Here is a 16,989-nt window from a genome sequence, read left to right on the forward strand (position 1 = left end):
TGAGTAGTTTTGGCGGATGGCGACCCCAGCGACGAAGGACGAGAAGAGCAAGAAGCCGAAGTTCGACTCCAAGCGTGCCTGGGCCGAGGCCCGGGGGCTGATCTGGACGTACCGGAAGTCGGTCGGGATCGGCATCGTGCTGATGCTCGTGAGCCGGCTGGCTGGGTTCGTGCTCCCGGCCAGCACCAAGTACTTCATCGACGAGGTGCTGGGGAAGCAGAACCACGACCTCCTGCCGAAGCTGGCGGCGGCGGCGTTCGCGGCGACGGTCGTGCAGGCCATCACCTCGTTCGCGCTGTCGCAGGTGGTGAGCGTGGCGGCGCAGCAGGCCATCGCGAAGCTGCGCGAGGAGGTGCAGGCGCACCTGATCCGCCTGCCGGTGCGTTACTTCGACAGCACCAAGAGCGGCGTGCTGGTGAGCCGCGTGATGAACGACCCCGAGGGCATCCGCAACCTCGTCGGCACGGGGCTGATCCAGCTCCTCGGCGGGTTCCTCACGGCGGGCATCGCGATCGTGTGGCTGTTCGTCCTGAACTGGAAGCTCACGTCGGCCACGGTCGTCTTCCTCGCGATCTTCGGCGTCGGCATGTCGATCGCATTCAAGAAGCTGCGCCCGATCTTCCGCGAGCGCAGCGTGATCCAGGCCGACGTCACGGGGCGCCTGACCGAGACCATCGGTGGGATCCGCATCGTGAAGGTGTACACGGCCGAGGAGCGCGAGCAGAAGGTGTTCGCGGTGGGCGTGGACAAGCTGTTCAGGAACATCGCCGCCACCATCACCGGTACGTCGGCCACCACGGCGCTGAGTGTGGCGATCGTCGGTGCGCTCGGTGTGCTGCTGATGATGATCGGCGGTGGCGACGTGCTGAACGGCCGCATGACGCTTGGCTCGCTGATCCAGTACGTCTTCTTCATCGGCCTCGTGACGCTGCCGGTGGTGAGCATCGCCAGCATCGGCACGCAGCTCACCGAGGCGCTGGCCGGCCTGGATCGCATCCGCGAGCTGCGCGACATGGCGACCGAGGACCAGCTCGACGCGAGCAAGCGTTCGGTGCCGACGGTGCAGGGGCATGTGCAGTTCGAGGACGTGACGTTCGAGTACGAGCCCGGCGTGCCGGTGCTGAAGGGCGTCAGTTTCGACGCGCCGGCCGGCACGACCACGGCGCTGGTGGGCAGCAGCGGCGGCGGCAAGAGCACGATGATCAGCCTGGTGATGGCGTTCGCGGGGCCGAGTGCGGGGCAGATCCGCATCGACGGCACGCCGCTGGGTGAGCTCAAGCTGCACGAGTATCGCCGCCACCTGGGCGTGGTGCTGCAGGACAACTTCCTCTTCGACGGCACGGTGCGCGAGAACATCGCCTTCACCCGTCCGGGAGCGAGCGCGGAGAGCGTGGAGGAGGTGGCGAAGATCGCGTACGTCGACGAGTTCGTGAGCCGCTTCCCCGACGGCTTCGACACCATCGTCGGTGAGCGTGGTGTGAAGCTGAGCGGCGGTCAGCGCCAGCGGGTGGCGATCGCGCGCGCGATCCTGGCCGATCCGCGCATCCTGATCCTCGACGAGGCGACGTCGGCGCTGGACTCGGAGAGCGAGCAGCTGATCCAGGAGGGGCTGCGGCGCCTGCGGTCGGGGCGGACGACGTTCGTGATCGCGCATCGGCTGTCGACCATCACGTCGGCCGACCAGATCCTGGTGCTGGAGCAGGGGGAGATCGTGGAGCGTGGCACGCACGCGCAGCTGCTGGCGATGAACGGGCGGTATCGCGAGCTCTATGAGCGGCAGCACCGGATCGAGTCGGACCGGTTCATCAATCCGGGGGAGGATCCGTCGGCGGTGACAGTGGAGTCGGGGGCGCGGGCGTCGTAGCGGTTCGCGGCATCGTCAAAGGTTCTCACGCGGAGACGCGGAGCAGCGGAGGGTTCGACGCGCGGGGGGAGTCTGGTGCGCGTCGCGAGGGTTGAGAGTGCTGACGGAACAGCGCGCTCGCACCGCAGTTCCTCAAGCCCTTTCCTTCTCGTCTGGTGTGGATTTCGGCATGAGGGGAAAGATCCCTCCGCGTCTCCGCGTGAGCCCTGTTGGCGATGCCGCGAGCGCGGCAAGAGCCAGAGGCGCTCAGTACATCTCTCGCGGCGATGTCGGTCGAGCGTTCGCTGCGGAGAGGAACGCCATGCCGGCGTTCCAGATGGCTGGCGCGTCGGCTGAGTCCGGGGACCAGCGCACGAGCAGGGCATGCCCGCGTGCGTCGAGGCGCTCGAAGGTCCAGTCCGCGCCGTCACAGCCGCGGCTCGTGATGTACGGGCCTGTCGAGGTGAGCCCGAGCCCCGCGAGCCTGGCGGCCAGGTCGTCGCAGGTGCTGCGATCGACAGTGACGGTATCGTGGCGGAGCATCCGGCCGCGGACGAGTCGGCTCGCACCGGAGTCGAGGGTCGGGATGGTCCAGCCGTCATTCTCGCGCACGGTCGTGACGACCCTGCAGCCCGCCGGTGCGCGCGTGACCTGGACCGCGACACTCGGGTGGAACGCGCGGCTCCACAGGAAGCGCAGGACAGTCGTCTCCGAGTCGATGGTCGCGTGGCGGAGCGGCGGCTCGTGCATCGCGCGCAAGATGTCGGTGAGGTACTCGAGCCAGACCGTGTCGCCCCAGTTGCGCGGCGTGTCGAAGTAGGCGGTCGCGGTGGTGTCGGTGCGGAAGACAACGGTGGGCGAGGAACGCGGGAACGACGGTGGGCTGTCGCAGCCGGCGAGTGTGGAGAGGGCGTTGAGGAGGACAGCGACTCGCAGGATCGCGCGCATGGTGACGCCTCCGGTGTGGGTGGTGAGTGCATCATGGCGCCGGGACATGATCTCCCCGTGTGGCCTGGATGACGTGTGCATGAGCTGCGGATGGCGGCGGTGTAACTTCCGGATTGGCGTCAGGTGCCGGAGTCGGTTCCAGGGGCGCTCACCCACACGATCACGGAGCCCCGCCCATGCGCCGCATCACCTGCTGTGCCCTCCTCACCGCTGCCACCCTCGCCGCCTGCGCCCCCAAGGCTGACGCCCCCGGCGCGAAGCAGGACTCGACCACGGTCGCGACGAAGGACTCCGCCGTCGAGGGCTTCATCCAGGTCCCCGGCGGCAAAGTCTGGTACCGCGTCGTCGGCGCCGACAAGCCGGGCATACCGCTGCTTACGCTGCACGGCGGCCCCGGGATGCCGAGCTACTACCTGTCGCCGCTGGCCGAGCTGGCGAGCGACCGGCCGGTGATCTTCTTCGACCAGCTCGGGTGCGGGCGCAGCGACCATCCGAACGACACGACCCTCTGGACCATCCCGCGCTTCGTGCGGGAAGTGCAGGCGGTGCGCACCGCGCTCGGCTACAAGGAAGTCCACCTCCTCGGCCACAGCTGGGGGACGTTGCTGGCGTTCGAGTACCTGCTCACGAAGCCGACGGGCGTGAAGAGCGTGATCATGTCCGGCCCGGCGATCAGCATCGTGCGGTTCCGGCACGATGTGGACAGCATGATCGCGATGCTCCCCGACTCATTGATCCAGGCGATCCGGAGGAACGAGAAGGCTGGGACGACCACCGCGCCGGACTACATGGCCGCGAGCCAGGTGTTCTACGACCGCCACGTGATCCGGACCAAGCCGATGCCGGCCGATGTGGAGAGCACGTTCAAGTACCTCGGCACGCAGGTATACAACACGATGAACGGGCCGACGGAGTTCACGGTGGTGGGGTCGTTCAAGGACTATGACGGGACGCCGCGGCTGAAGGAGCTGACGCAGCCCGTGCTGTGGATTGCGGGCGAGCATGACGAGACGTCACCGGCGGCGGCGCGGGATTTCCAGAGGATGGTGCCGGGGAGTGAGTACGTGGAGCTGAAGGGGGCGGGGCATATGACGATGTATGATGCGCGGGCTGACTACCTCGCCGCTGTTCGCACGTTCATCGCGGCGCACGAGCGCTGAAGCTGGCGCCTGCGCTGGGCGGGGGTCGAAAACGGCATTCTGGCGGGGAGCCTCTCCCGTCAGCTGCGTACTTGCACTACTCCAATTCTCCGTGTGGCCGAACCGACACATGCCAGAACAACGGACGTCCCGATGACTCTCCCCCGTGGATTGTACGACCAGCTTCTGACCACTGAGCTCAAGCAGCGCATTGCCGGTGAGACGCCGTCTGTTGCGGTCGATACACTCTCGCGGTCAGACTCGATTCTTCACCTGGTCGATCTCGTCGGCCGAACGCTCGCGGACTCGCTCGAATCCTTACCCGGGTCGCTGTCCGAGCAGGTCGAGTCGAATGCCGCCTTGATCTCTGAAATACTCAAGGTCATCCAGCGATATAGTCGATCTGCAGACGGCGTTCCCGGCTTGCCGCCGCCGCCGCTGAAGAGGCTTCGGGCTGTCGGGGACGCCAATATTGGTGCCGTGCTGCCAGAGACCGGCCTTGCTGTGCCGTGGCTCTTCACGGCATCGAAGGGGTCGCCGACGCTGTACGAGGAGATTCGGCGCGAAGCCGCGTCCTGCGATTCCATCGACATCCTCGTGAGCTTCATCACGGTATCCGGAGTTCGCAAGTTGATGGACGTTCTGCAGCGTGTGACGGCTGCGGACGCCACAGGGAGGGGTCGAACTAGCATTCGAGTGCTCACGACCACTTACACAGGTGCGACGGAGCAACGAGCGCTCGACACGCTGGCGCGATTGAACGGGTGCGAAGTGCGAGTGTCGCTCGACGGTCGCCGCACACGTTTGCACGCCAAGGCTTGGATGTTCAAACGGAAAACCGGGTTTGGCACCGCGTATGTGGGGAGTGCAAACCTATCCGGCGCTGCCTTGCTGGGCGGGCTCGAGTGGACCGTCAAGCTCACGGAACGCGGCCAGGACTTCCTGTTCAAGCGGGCCGCGGCGCACTTCGAGACGCTCTGGGAGGACGACGAGTTCTCCCCGTACCATCCTGATATTCCCCAGGCCACCGAGGCGCTGCGCCAGGCGCTAAAGAGGGAAGCGGTAGGCAGTGGTGCGGCTTCGACTTTCTTCTTCGATATCACAGCGAAGCCGTACCAAGCAGATATGCTGCAGCAGCTACAGTACGAGCGCGACCACGGGCGCACAAAGAACTTGCTCGTGGCCGCGACGGGCACAGGCAAGACGGTGATGGCAGCGCTTGATTACCGTCGCTCCGTCGCACAGATGGGTTCACGGCCGCGGTTGCTGTTCGTCTCACATCGTCAGGAGATTCTGGCACAAGCGATGGCGACCTATCGCGCGGTGCTGCGCGACGGCGGGTTCGGCGATTTGCTCGCGGCCGGTAGCTCGCCAGCGCAGTATGATCACTTGTTCGCGACGATCCAAAGCGTATCTGCGCAGGACATCGTACGGCGATTCGGCACCGGCAACTGGCACACGGTCGTTGTCGACGAATGTCATCGGTTGGCCGCCAAGCAGTTTGAGCAATTTGCACAGGCGATCCGGCCAACTGTGTTCCTTGGCCTGACCGCGACGCCGGAGCGATCTGACGGAGAGCCGTTGGCGCCGTTCTTTCACATGCGGCCTGATGGCTCACCTGCAGCAGAACTCCGCCTCTGGCACGCGCTGGATCTTCAGCTGCTGGCGCCATTTGAGTACTTCGGCTGCAATGACCAGACAGACTTCTCGAACGTGCCTTGGGGGCAGGACGGCCAGAAGCAGGCAATCGACGGACTGGTGACCGGAAATCAGGTCCGAGCACGGATGATCGTCAATGAATGGGAGCGTCTCAGTGGCAACGCTGCCGGCAGTCGAGCTTTGATCTTCTGCAACTCATTGGAGCACGCGCGATTCATGACCGACTACCTAAAGCGCGCTGGCTTGCCGGTCGTGATGTTGAGTGGCGATTCCAGTGACGAGGAGCGCGCCTTAGCGCCAGGCCGGCTGGAGCGTGGCGAGATTTGCGGCATCGTTACGGTCGATCTGTACAATGAAGGCATCGACATCCCCTGTGTTGATACTCTGCTTTTCCTGCGCCCAACGCAGAGCCCGCTGGTGTTCCAGCAGCAGCTCGGGCGCGGACTTCGGTTAAGCGACGGAAAGGCGAGTTGTTTGGTCCTCGATTTCGTCGGTCGGCATCGCGCCGAGTTCCGCTTTGATCGACTGCTTGCATCAATCACCGGGCTCACGCGGAAAGGCATTCTGCGCGGTGTCCAAGAGGGATTCAGCACGCTTCCCAGCGGCTGCCATATCCACCTCGAGGCACAGGCAACAGCGCAGATCCTGTCGAGCCTGCGCGGGATCGCTGCAAACTCGTGGAGGAATCTGAAGCGCGAGCTCATGGCCTTCTCCGCGACTCGGCCCGCCGGCGGAGTGCGTCTCGGCCGCTTCCTCGATGAGTATGAGGTCGAATTGCGCGACGTGTATCGAGATGCGGCTCGCTCCGGGTGGACTCCGTTGCGCCGTGACGCTGGGGTGCTCAGCGCGAATGACGAACCCGCTGACGAAGCGAAGCTCTCGAGGGCATTGCGAATGCTGTTGCACAACGATGATCCGGAGCACCTCGCGCTGATTGGTCGAGTCGCCGAGTCGAAGGGCGAATACGAGGTTGACTCTGCTCGTTCGGCGCGACGCCTGCAGATGCTCGCCTATCAGCTCGATCATACCTCGACCGGTAGCTACCAGGAGTTGCTCGTGCCGCTGTGTTCCTCGACGGCTGTGCTGGACGAACTCGGCCAGCTGACCGAGATTCTCGCCGCACGGTCGCGCGTGGGAGCGGTTCGTATCCCCGGGTTCGAGGACCTCCCCCTCTTGCTCCATGCCAGGTACAGCCGACGCGAGATTCTCGCTGGCGTGGGATACCATTCCGCGACGTCGAGGCCGAGCGTCCGTGAGGGAGTCCTGAATCTCCCCGACGCGAAGCTGCAGCTCCTATTCGTCACTTTGGACAAGTCGGACGGCTTTCACGACCGGATCGCGTACCATGACTATGCCGTCAGCGTCTCGCGCTTCCATTGGCAGACGCAGAACAGCGCTGGCCCGCGAACCGAGACCGGGCGGCGTTATCTAGAGAGTCAGGAGAATGGCTGGCGATTTCTGCTGTTCGTGCGCGAAACACCGGAGCACGCCTTCTTTTCCTGTGGCACCGCACGGCTTGTGTCCGAGGCTGACGTCTCTGGCGAAAAGCCCATGAACATCGTCTGGACGCTCGATACGCAGCTCCCCGTGCACGCCTTCCGCGCCTTCTGTGCCATCCGCGGTGTGTAGGCCGTCCGGCCAACGCTCCAGCCTACACCGGAACGAACCGCACACTCACTCGCTCCCCCACCGCCAGCGCGATCCGTCGCAGCATCGCCGTCGAGTGCCCGGCATACGACGCGTTCTCCAGGCGCGCGATCGCAGACTGAGTCGTCCCCACCCGCTCGGCCAGCGCAGCCTGCGTCAGCCCGTGGCGCTCGCGCAGCGCGAGCACCTCTTCGGCGATCTCGAACGCGGCCGCCCCCAGGGCGACCTTCTCCGCCCAGCCTGGCGTCCCCGAGAACGCCGCATCGATCACATCAGTGGCTTGGTTGCGGCGCCGAGCGTTCGTTCGCGTTGCCATCCGTATCCTCCGTGTGACGTCGTGTCCGCTATTTGATGTCCGGCGCCGTGTGTCTCAACGGTGCCGCGAGAAGCGCAGCCCGCCGCCGGATCGCGCGCTCGATCTCTCCCGCAGGCACATGGCGCTCCTTGGCGCAGCCGTGCGAGACGACCGCCACACCTGGGCCGGCAAAGAAGTAGAGCACCCGGTACTGCACACGTCCAACCGCAATGCGCAGCTCGTACACACCGTCGCGAAGCGGCGCAGCCGTTGGATGTCGCAGTTCATGCCCCGCCTGCGCCAGACGCTCGAGGGCGAAGCGAATCTTCTCACTCGAACGCGCGCCAGCGACACCCGATATCCGCAACGCCTCTACCCAGTCATCGAAAGGCACCCGGCCATTGGCATCACGAAAACGCAGGACGACGCACGCCGGCACACGCCCCTCCAGAATATAGCAAAAATGAGATAGTGCAAGGGGCGACGCGTCTGACATGGAGTGAGCCGCGCATTCACGCGACGTCGCCCACGATCGCTCGGCAGGGCATGATCCGCACACCGCTTTCACGCACGTGTCACCACGAGAAGGCGGCACCCGCGCCGAAGCGCAGGTGCCGCCATTCACATCCGAGCAGAGAGTCTTACCTCGTCGCCTCGGCCAACTCCCGGATCGCCGCCGCCATCGCCAGGATCTTCCCCCCTTTCTGCGCCACCGCCGCGTCCGCATCAACCTCAGTCGCCAGCCTCGTCAGCATCGCCCGCCGCCGCGCACCTGTCGCCTTCTCCGCCGCGTCCAGCTGCCCACTGATCGCCGAACTCCGCGCCGGCCCAAGCCCCTCCGACCGCACCAGCTGGTCCAGGTACGACCGCACCACCGGAAACGCTGCCGGCCACACGATCTCCGGCTGACTTTGCGGATTGAACTCCCCCCACTGTACCAGCTTCGCTGCCGCAATCTCGTTCGCGCTCAGCATCGGCCCCGGCACCAACTCGAGAATGTCGAACCCGCGCGCCATCTCCGCGCTGTAGATCCGCCCGTTGTACCAGTACGCCCCCCAGCTCCCGCCAATCGTCCCCCGCGTCCGGCTGTTCGCCGCCCCATCCGGACTTGGTGCATCCACCGGCCCACGGTCGAAGTATGCGATCTCCATCGGCTTGTCGGCATCGGTGAAGTCGATCACGTCCACGCCACCCTGGTACCACCCCTGCACCATGATGTCGCGCCCCGGCACCGGCACCAGCGACCCGTTGTGGCTCACGCAGTTCTCGTTCGCCCCCTGCGCCGTCGGGATCTTGAAGTACGCATGCTGCCGGAACTTGCGGTCGGCGCCGATCACCAGCGTCGTGTTGCCACCCATCTCCAGCGGATGCATGGACTGGCAGTTCGGCGACGTGCCACCACCCCACTCGTCGGTGAACACGACCTTGCTGCCATCGTTCGAGAACACCGCTGTGTGCCAGAGCGAGAAGTTCGTGTCGGCCACGGCATCCAGGCGCACGGGCTGCTCGGGGTTGCTGATGTCCACCAGCAGGCCGTAGCTGCCGCAGGCCCCCGCCAGCAGGTGCTTCGCGGGATAGGCCGTCACGTCATGACAGTTGCGCGGGCCGGAGGCGTTCATCTGCGCCATCATCGCGCTGTCGGCACCGGGCAGTGCGCGCGCCCGCTGCGAACGCCCGCCGCGTGCCGGCGCCGGGCCGAGCCCGGTGAACAGGCGTGCCCCCGTCACCACCGCCGCATCCTGTGGACGGTTCAGCGGCACCCGGATCACGTCCAGCCGATAGAGCGAGTTGCCCGCGTCGGCCGGGTCGGCTCCGTTGCGGCAGCCGGCCAGCTCGGACTCGGGCCGCGCCCCCTGTTGCCCCGACACGTAGAGGTACACGACGTTACGGTCCGTGGGCGACGGCACCACGGTGTGCGTATGTGATCCTTTGCAGGTCTCGACGTTCTTCACCAGCCGGGGAGCGCGCGGGTTCGCGATGTCGTAGATGCGCACGCCGGTCATGTGTTCCGACGGCTCCTTCACACCGCCCTTCGCGCAATCCTTCCGGTTCCCGCCGCCCTCGGCGCTCACGAACAGCAGCGTGCCGACCACCGAGGGATCGCCCTGCGACGTGATGCACTCCACCACCGACAGCAGGGCCGGCCGAGCGGCGTTGCTCACATCATAGATCGAGAACCCGGCGAAGTTCCCGACCACCACCGTGGTGCCACGGAACGCCAGGTCGCTGTTCACGAAGGTCAGGCCGCGCACCGTGTCCAGCGCAGCCGGCTTGCGGGTGGTCGAGACGAGCGTCATCCCCGAGATCGCCACGCCGGCATCGTGCAGGCCGGGTTTCAGGCCGTTCCGGGGATCCGTGGCGCTGGGGTAAGTCTGCGCGCCGAGTGACGGCGCGGTGGCCGCGAGGGCCAGCAGCACGGACGGAATCAGGGCAGGAAGCCGGGCTGGCGCAGGGGGGCGCGCGCCAAATGACACGGTCATGTCGTCGAACTCCAGGGTGAATGTCAGTGATCCAGCAGCATCTGGCGCATCAGGCCGATCTCGGCCGTCTGCGTGGTCTCGACGTCGTTCGCGAACACGTTGATGTCCACCTCCTGTCCGGCGCGCGGCGTCCGGAGCAGGTCGGCCACCATGGTCAGCGCCCCTTCGTGGTGGCGGATCATGAAGGTCAGGAACAGGCGATCGAACTCGGCGCCGCGGGACGCATCCAGTTGCGCGAGCTGCTCCGTGGTCAGCATTCCAGGCATCGTCATCCCGCGCCACGACGAGGTGTCGGGCACGAACTGCCCATACTCGCGGAGCCAGCCCTGCATCAGCACGATCTCGCCGGCCTGCGCGAGGTCGATCTTCTGCGCCAGCTTCAGCACCCGCGGCGTGGCCCCCCGCGCGGTGGCCATTTGCGACATCACCACCGCCTGCGCATGGTGGGCGATCATCCCCTGCATGAACCGCACGTCGGCCTCGGTCACGATCGAACCGGCCGGAAGTGTCACCGGCGGCATCCCGGCGGCGTGGTCATGCTGGTGCTGTGCGCCCAGGCCGCCGGCACTGGCGGCCGTCGCGCCCGCCGTGGCGGCAAGGAGCAGGAGGTGGCGGATGGACATGGGTGTGAGGCGATGGTGTAGGTGAGGATTGCCCCTACGATACTCCCTGAACGCCGGCACTGCTGGGGTGGCTGTGCCGCGCCCGTCTCCGCGGGCGTTGTGAGCGAGTCCGGTGGTCGCTGCGGTGGCTGGCTCGCTGGTTCCCACGGAGCCACGGAGCACACGGAGTCCACGGAGGACAGCAACGGATGATGGAACTGCGTGCCCGACGCAAGCTCCGCCACGCGCACGCAGTTCCCCAATGCTCTTCTCCGTGACCTCCGTGCACTCCGTGGCTCCGTGGGAACAGGAAACCCACCACAGCACCGACCCGTCGAGACACCGCAGGAGAGGCGTGCGCCGTATGGCCTCGCAAGTCCATCGTGGACCCGCCGCGACACCACACGCACTCCGCGCACCGCAGCTCATCCGTGAGCGCGACCAGATGCAGAAGCGACCTGAGCACCCCCGAGCCGAACACGCCCCGCCCTTGACCGCGCCTGCCGCCGCGCGATGTTCTCAGGTGTGATATCGCACCGTACCACACGCGGTGTCACGACAAGTCGTACACGAGTCCGGTCCACCCTGGCACCTCGCGTCCCGCGTGCACTCCCCCGCGGACGGCGACGATGACAGGGGTGCGCCGAGCGATGCGCGTCGCACGTGCGGGCAGGTCCACGCACGCACGCCGGTGCGCTGGCACGCTTCCACGCACGACATCGCGTCCGTCACGGACGCCATGTGTCACGCCTCGGGAGAACCATACCCATGCACACACGTTCGTTCGCTCCGCGACTGCGCCGCTGGTTCGGCACGCTCGCGTCCATCGCGTTCACGGTCGCGGCCGCAGTGACCGCCACCGCGCAGACCACCACCGGCACCATCCGCGGGTACATCACGTCGCAGGGCCAGCCGGCCACCGGCGCCACGGTCACGGCCACCAACATCGCCAACGGTGCGACGCGATCGGCCGTCGCCGCCACCAGTGGCCTCTACGTCCTCACTGGCCTCGTGCCCGGCCAGTATGACGTGAGCGTGCGCCGGGTCGGCCTGTCGCCGCAGACCCGCCGCCAGGTGGTCGGGATCGGCCAGGTGATCCAGCTCGACATCGCCCTCACGGCCGTCGCCACGCAACTCGGCGCCGTCACCGTGCAGGCCAGTCGCGGCGCCATCGAGACGCGCACCTCCGAGGTCGCCACCAACGTCTCGCAGGCGCAGATCGCCAACCTGCCCACGGCGGACCGCAACTTCCTCGGCCTCGCCAGCCTCGCGCCGGGTGTGCGCATCTCGGGCGAGAACGCCGAGGGCACCACCAAGAGCTTCCGAGCCGGGGCGCTGGACGCCGGAAGCATCAACGTCTTCATCGACGGCGCCAGCCAGAAGAACGACGTGACCGGCAGCGGCATCGCCGGCCAGGATGCCAGCCGCGGCAACCCCTTCCCGCAGAACGCGGTGCAGGAATTCCGCGTGATCACGCAGAACTTCAAGGCCGAGTACCAGAAGGCGTCGAGTGCGATCATCGTCGCGACCACCAAGTCCGGCTCGAACACGTGGTCGGGCAGCGCGTTCGGCACCTACGTGAACAACGACTTCGTCGCCCTCGACTCGTTCCAGCGCCGCAACCGAGCCGGTAACCCGTCGTTCGCGCTGCAGGACTACCGCCGCTACCTCGCCGGCGCCACGCTCGGCGGGCCGATCATCAGGAACAAGCTGTTCTTCTTCGGCTCGTACGAGATGAACAACCAGAACCGCGGCCAGTCGGTGAACTTCAACACCGTGCCGTCCACGGCCGTGATCCCGGCCGATGTGGTGCAGCGCTTCGCCACCAACACCGGCTCGTACCAGTCGCCCTTCCGCTCGAACCTCTTCCTCGGCAAGCTGAACTACTCGGCCAGCGACGAGACGTCGTATGAGCTGAGCTACAACGGCCGCTTCGAGACCGACGTCCGCAGCTTCGGCGGCCAGACGAGCATCGAGTCGGCCGAGAACGTGCGTAACAAGGTGAATTCCGTGGTGGCCAAGCGGTCGTGGTCCAGCGGGCCGCAGCTCCACGAGACACTGTTCAACTTCTCGCGCTGGAACTGGGACCCGACGCCGGAGAACCGCACGCTGGTGGGCCTCGACTACCAGGGCATCGGCCGCCTGGGTGGCCGTGATGGTGGCCAGAGCTGGGTGCAGGATCGCTACTCCATCCGCCATGACTACACCTACAGTGGCCTGCAGCTCGCCGGCGACCACGTGATCAAGGTGGGCGGCAACTACGACCGACTGAACTACAGCGCGAGCAAGACCTTCGTGCGCCCGCCGGTCTTCCGCTTCAACTCGGCGGAGAACTTCGCGTTCCCGCGCGAGGCGCAGTACGGCACCGGCAACCCCGACATCACCGCCGACAACAACCAGTTCGGCCTCTACGCGCAGGACGACTGGAGCCCGACCAAGCGGCTGCAGTTCAACCTCGGCGTCCGCTGGGACGTGGAGACCAACCAGTTCGACCGCAACTACGTGACGCCGTCGCAGGTGCGGGCCGACCTCGACTCGGTGCTGCGTAACCGCGGCTTCGATCCCGGCACCTACTTCAGCGACGGCAGCCAGCGGAAGATCTTCTTCGGCGCCATCCAGCCGCGGGCCGGGTTCAGCTACGCCCTGGACGAGGCGCAGCGGACGACGGTGTTCGGCAGCTTCGGCCTCTTCTACGACCGCAGCAACTTCAACAACGGCCTCGACGAGCGGTTCCGGCTGCAGTACGCCATCCGCACCTTCCGCTTCAGCAGCGACGGGCTGCCGCGCGACGGCTTCCAGACGATCCAGTGGAACTCGTCGTACCTCAGCGCCGCCGGCCTGGACGGGCTGATCGCGAGTGGCCTGGCGCCGAAGCCGGAGGTGTTCCTGATCCGCAACGACCAGAAGCCACCCGTCTCCACGCAGTACAGCGCCGGCATCCGCCAGGTGCTGGGCAGCTGGCGCGCGGCGGCCACCTATACCAACGTGAGCAGCCGGAACGGCTTCACGTTCATCTTCGGAAACCGCACGGCCGAGGGGAACTGCTGCGCGACGGTCAGCTCGAACTACAGCAACGTGCTGCTGAGTGACAACTCACCGCGCACCTGGTACCAGGCGCTGATGCTCCAGCTCGACCGCCCGTACACCTTCGTCGCGCGCGACAAGTTCAACTGGGGCATGGGGGTCGCGTACACCTACGCCCAGGGACGCCAGCGCGGCGGCGACCTGTTCTCGCTGGACTATCCGAGCGTGAGTGCCTATCCGAAATTCCCCACCAGCATCGACGTGCCGAACCTTCTGGTCGCGAACTGGATCGTGGACATCCCGTACCTGTGGGGCATCAACTACTCCGGCGTGATCCGCCTGCACTCGGGCGACCCGTACACGATCGTCGACCAGACGCTCGGGAGCGGTGGCGGACAGCAGAAGCTGCTGCTGAACAGTGGCCGGCCGCCGAAGAAGCGCTTCCTGGTGCCGGGCAACGTGTGGGGCTATCGCAACGTGGACATGCGCCTGCGGAAGGACCTCTTCACCGCCCGCTCGGTGAACCGCATCGGGGTGACGGCGGACCTGTTCAACGCCTTCAACTTCGACAACCTCGGGTGCTGGGATGGCTTCATCCCGACGCCGCCGGGCACCAACGCCAACTTCGGGCGCGCGAACTGCGTGTCGGCTGATGCGCGGCGGTTCCAGGCGGGGCTGACGGTGGACTTCTGACGCCAACTGCTTGAGCGCACAGGCGCAGGGGAGGGCGACGGGCGCAAAGGACTCCGTGTGGCGGGCGGCGACTGGCGCCGCCCGGCGCATCGAGTTGCCTCGGTGACAGCAACGGCAACCGCAACGGCCGACTCGTGTTGTGGGCTGTTGCGATTGCTCGTTCCCAGGGCTTTCGCTGTTGCAGTTCCTTTGCGTTCATCGCCCGCTCTAGCATCTTTGCGTTCAAGCAGTTGGATCGGTCCAGGCCAATGCACGGAGCCACGAATGAAGGCACTGAAGCTGGCGGCTGTCCTGGTTGTTGCAGCCTGCTCGCGTGGCGGGATGACGAGTGCGCCGGTGCCAGCCAGGTATGCCCCGAGCGCACGCGAATCAGCGCTCGCGGATACGGTGGCGGAGCGGACGTTCCGGTGGTTCTGGGAAACGACCGACACCCTCACCGGACTGGCACACGATCGCTGGCCGCGGACGGACTTCTCGTCGGTGGCGAGCATCGGCTTCGCACTCACGGCGTACCCCGTGGGTGCGGAGCGCGGGTGGGTCACGCGGGCGCAGGCCGCGCGCCGCACGCTCACCACGCTGCGGTACCTCTGGACGCTGCCGCAGGGGCCGGCCGCGAAGGGCATGGGCGGGCACAAGGGGTTCTTCTACCACTTCCTGCGCTATACCGACGGCCAGCGCTTCGAAAACGTGGAGCTCTCCACCATCGACACCTCGCTGCTGCTCGGTGGCGCGCTCTTCGCGCAGAGCTACTACACCGGCAGCGACACCACCGAGGTGGCGATCCGCGCGTATGCCGATTCCCTCTACCGGCGCGTCGAGTGGCCCTGGGCCGTCACGCGCGCGCCGCGCGTGAGCATGGGCTGGAAGCCCGAGAGCGGCTACATCACTGCCGACTGGAAGGGCTACAACGAGGCGATGCTCCTCTACATCCTCGCCCTCGGCTCACCGACCCATCCGCTGGGCCGCGATGCCTGGGACGCCTGGTCCAGCACCAACGCGTGGCGCCGCTATCGCGGGCAGGATCACGTGAACTTCACGCCGCTGTTCGGACACCAGTATTCGCACGTCTGGATCGACTTCCGCGGGATCCGCGACGCATACATGCAGGGGAAGGGCATCGACTGGTTCGAGAACTCCCGACGGGCGACCCTCGCGCAGCGGCAGTACGCCATCGACAACCCGCGCGGCTTCCGTGACTACGGGCCAACCATCTGGGGCCTCACGGCGGCCGACGGACCGGCCGACACGCTGCTCACCTGGAAGGACGGCCCGCTGCAGCTCCACACCTACTGGGCGCGCGGGGCCTCCGCGTTCGATGATGCCGACGGGGCCGAGCGTGACGACGGGACCATCGCACCGACGGCGGCGATCGGATCCCTGCCGTTCGCACCCGAAATCGCGTTCCCCGCCATGGTCGCGATGCGCGAGCGGTACGGCGACGCGCTGTTCACGCGCTACGGATTCCACGACTCCTTCAATCCCACGATGCTGGATTTGCCGGGGGTGAAGCTGTCGCACGGCGCCGTCGTGCCAGGTGCCGGCTGGATCGCCCCCGATCACCTCGGCATCGACCAGGGGCCGATCGTGGCGATGCTCGAGAACCACCGCTCCGGCCTCATCTGGCGGACGATGCGTCGCAACCCGTATGTCGTCGCCGGCCTGCGTCGGGCGGGCTTCACGGGCGGATGGCTCGACAGTACGTCCACCGGGCGATGACGTCCTGAGCGCGCGGGAAGGTGTGACGCGGTGAGGTGACCGGCGGCGAGCGAGCGCAGGCATTCCGCACACCGCCCGTGTTGTGGGTGCAGAGATCCGGTCGGCATCATGCCGTCGTAGCCCGATAGCGAGGCGTCCGTTGCACGGGAGTGACCGTGACTGGGCGCCTGCCTGCGCGAGCCGCCGTCGCTCGCTCGCGCCAGCTGTCGGAGGGCCCTTCGACAGCCACCCACAATTCGCCGGGCATGCCAATGTCTCATCCGTACCGGAACGCCACGCGTCTCGTTGCCGTGGCCGCCATCGCGCTCGCAGGCGTCGCGGCCACCGCTGCTCCTGCGTCCGCGCAGGCCACTGTCGTCACCTTCAACAGCCTGACCGAGAGTTCGCCCGGTTCGGGCACGCGCTTCGTTGGCAACTGTCATCTCGAGAGCGGCTTCCTGTTCACGGCGGTGGGCATTCCGTGCACCGGCGCCGCGGCCGCCAATGCGTTCGTGGCGGGCAGCGCCAGCAGCCCCGTCTTCGGTGGCGGCAGCACGCCATCGCTCCTCCTCAACGCGGCTGCGGCCACCACCATCGACATCCGTCGGCAGGACGGCGCCACGTTCGACTTCACGTCGATCCTGCTCGCGCCGTTCGATGGCGCGGCGACGAGCGTGACGTTCAACGGGTTCCGCGCCGGCGGCGACGTGTCGCGGTCGGTCACGCTGGCGGGCAGCCAGGCCGGCTTCGCCATGTTCTCCTTCGCCGACCTCTTCATCGGCGTCACCGGGGTGCAGATCGTCGCCACCAACGAGTTCGGCGAGTCGCTGGTCAAGTTCGACGACTTCAGCGCGGGGGTCCCGGATGTCGGCGTGGTGCCGGAGCCGTCGACGGTCCTGCTGCTCGGATCCGGGCTCTGCATCATGCTGGTTGTGGGCCGCCGCTGGGGGACTCGCGCATGAGC

Annotated in this window: 11 protein-coding genes; 6 read left to right on the top strand and 5 right to left on the bottom strand. The window is 66.7% G+C overall.

Annotated elements, in window-relative coordinates:
- The first annotated feature begins 16 nt into the window (after positions 1-16).
- The gene (locus IT355_16970) at positions 17-1,864 is read left to right on the top strand and encodes an ABC transporter ATP-binding protein (protein ID MCC7054967.1); all 1,848 of its coding nucleotides are present in this window, start codon (positions 17-19) and stop codon (positions 1,862-1,864) included.
- Positions 1,865-2,110: 246 nt separating this feature from the next.
- On the opposite strand, the gene IT355_16975 is transcribed toward IT355_16970, so the two are convergent.
- Positions 2,111-2,839, bottom strand: a complete 729-nt coding sequence (locus IT355_16975) for a hypothetical protein (protein MCC7054968.1) — start codon at positions 2,837-2,839, stop codon at positions 2,111-2,113.
- A gap of 128 nt (positions 2,840-2,967) precedes the next feature.
- Here IT355_16975 and IT355_16980 point away from each other — a divergent pair, with 128 nt between their 5' ends.
- Together IT355_16980 and IT355_16985 are read left to right on the top strand one after the other, a co-directional pair.
- Positions 2,968-3,951: a proline iminopeptidase-family hydrolase gene (locus IT355_16980; GenBank protein MCC7054969.1), complete on the top strand. Its 984-nt coding sequence runs from the start codon at positions 2,968-2,970 to the stop codon at positions 3,949-3,951.
- A 132-nt stretch (positions 3,952-4,083) separates the two neighbouring features.
- Entirely contained in the window at positions 4,084-7,218 is a 3,135-nt protein-coding gene (locus IT355_16985) for a DUF3427 domain-containing protein (protein MCC7054970.1), read from the top strand.
- A gap of 22 nt (positions 7,219-7,240) precedes the next feature.
- Here the strand turns inward: IT355_16985 and IT355_16990 are convergent, their stop codons facing one another.
- The 4 genes from IT355_16990 to IT355_17005 form a co-directional block, all read right to left on the bottom strand.
- Positions 7,241-7,552, bottom strand: a complete 312-nt coding sequence (locus IT355_16990) for a helix-turn-helix transcriptional regulator (GenBank protein ID MCC7054971.1) — start codon at positions 7,550-7,552, stop codon at positions 7,241-7,243.
- Positions 7,553-7,580: 28 nt separating this feature from the next.
- Positions 7,581-8,027, bottom strand: coding sequence for a type II toxin-antitoxin system RelE/ParE family toxin (locus IT355_16995; GenBank protein MCC7054972.1), 447 nt, complete (start codon positions 8,025-8,027; stop codon positions 7,581-7,583).
- A gap of 145 nt (positions 8,028-8,172) precedes the next feature.
- On the bottom strand, positions 8,173-10,011 hold the full coding sequence (locus IT355_17000) for a hypothetical protein (GenBank protein ID MCC7054973.1): 1,839 nt from the start codon (positions 10,009-10,011) through the stop codon (positions 8,173-8,175).
- A gap of 23 nt (positions 10,012-10,034) precedes the next feature.
- The gene (locus tag IT355_17005) at positions 10,035-10,634 is read right to left on the bottom strand and encodes a DUF305 domain-containing protein (GenBank protein ID MCC7054974.1); all 600 of its coding nucleotides are present in this window, start codon (positions 10,632-10,634) and stop codon (positions 10,035-10,037) included.
- Between the two features lie 747 nt (positions 10,635-11,381).
- Here IT355_17005 and IT355_17010 point away from each other — a divergent pair.
- The 3 genes from IT355_17010 (at position 11,382) to IT355_17020 (ending at position 16,987) form a co-directional block, all read left to right on the top strand.
- A complete protein-coding gene (locus IT355_17010) occupies positions 11,382-14,330 on the top strand; it encodes a TonB-dependent receptor (GenBank protein ID MCC7054975.1) in 2,949 nt (982 codons plus the stop codon).
- A gap of 264 nt (positions 14,331-14,594) precedes the next feature.
- Complete coding sequence (locus IT355_17015) at positions 14,595-16,046, top strand: hypothetical protein (GenBank protein ID MCC7054976.1); 1,452 nt, start codon at positions 14,595-14,597, stop codon at positions 16,044-16,046.
- Positions 16,047-16,291: 245 nt separating this feature from the next.
- Complete coding sequence (locus tag IT355_17020; GenBank protein ID MCC7054977.1) at positions 16,292-16,987, top strand: PEP-CTERM sorting domain-containing protein; 696 nt, start codon at positions 16,292-16,294, stop codon at positions 16,985-16,987.
- Positions 16,988-16,989: the final 2 nt, after the last annotated feature.

The sequence above is a fragment of the Gemmatimonadaceae bacterium genome, assembly GCA_020851035.1.
Classification (GTDB): domain Bacteria; phylum Gemmatimonadota; class Gemmatimonadetes; order Gemmatimonadales; family Gemmatimonadaceae; genus JACMLX01.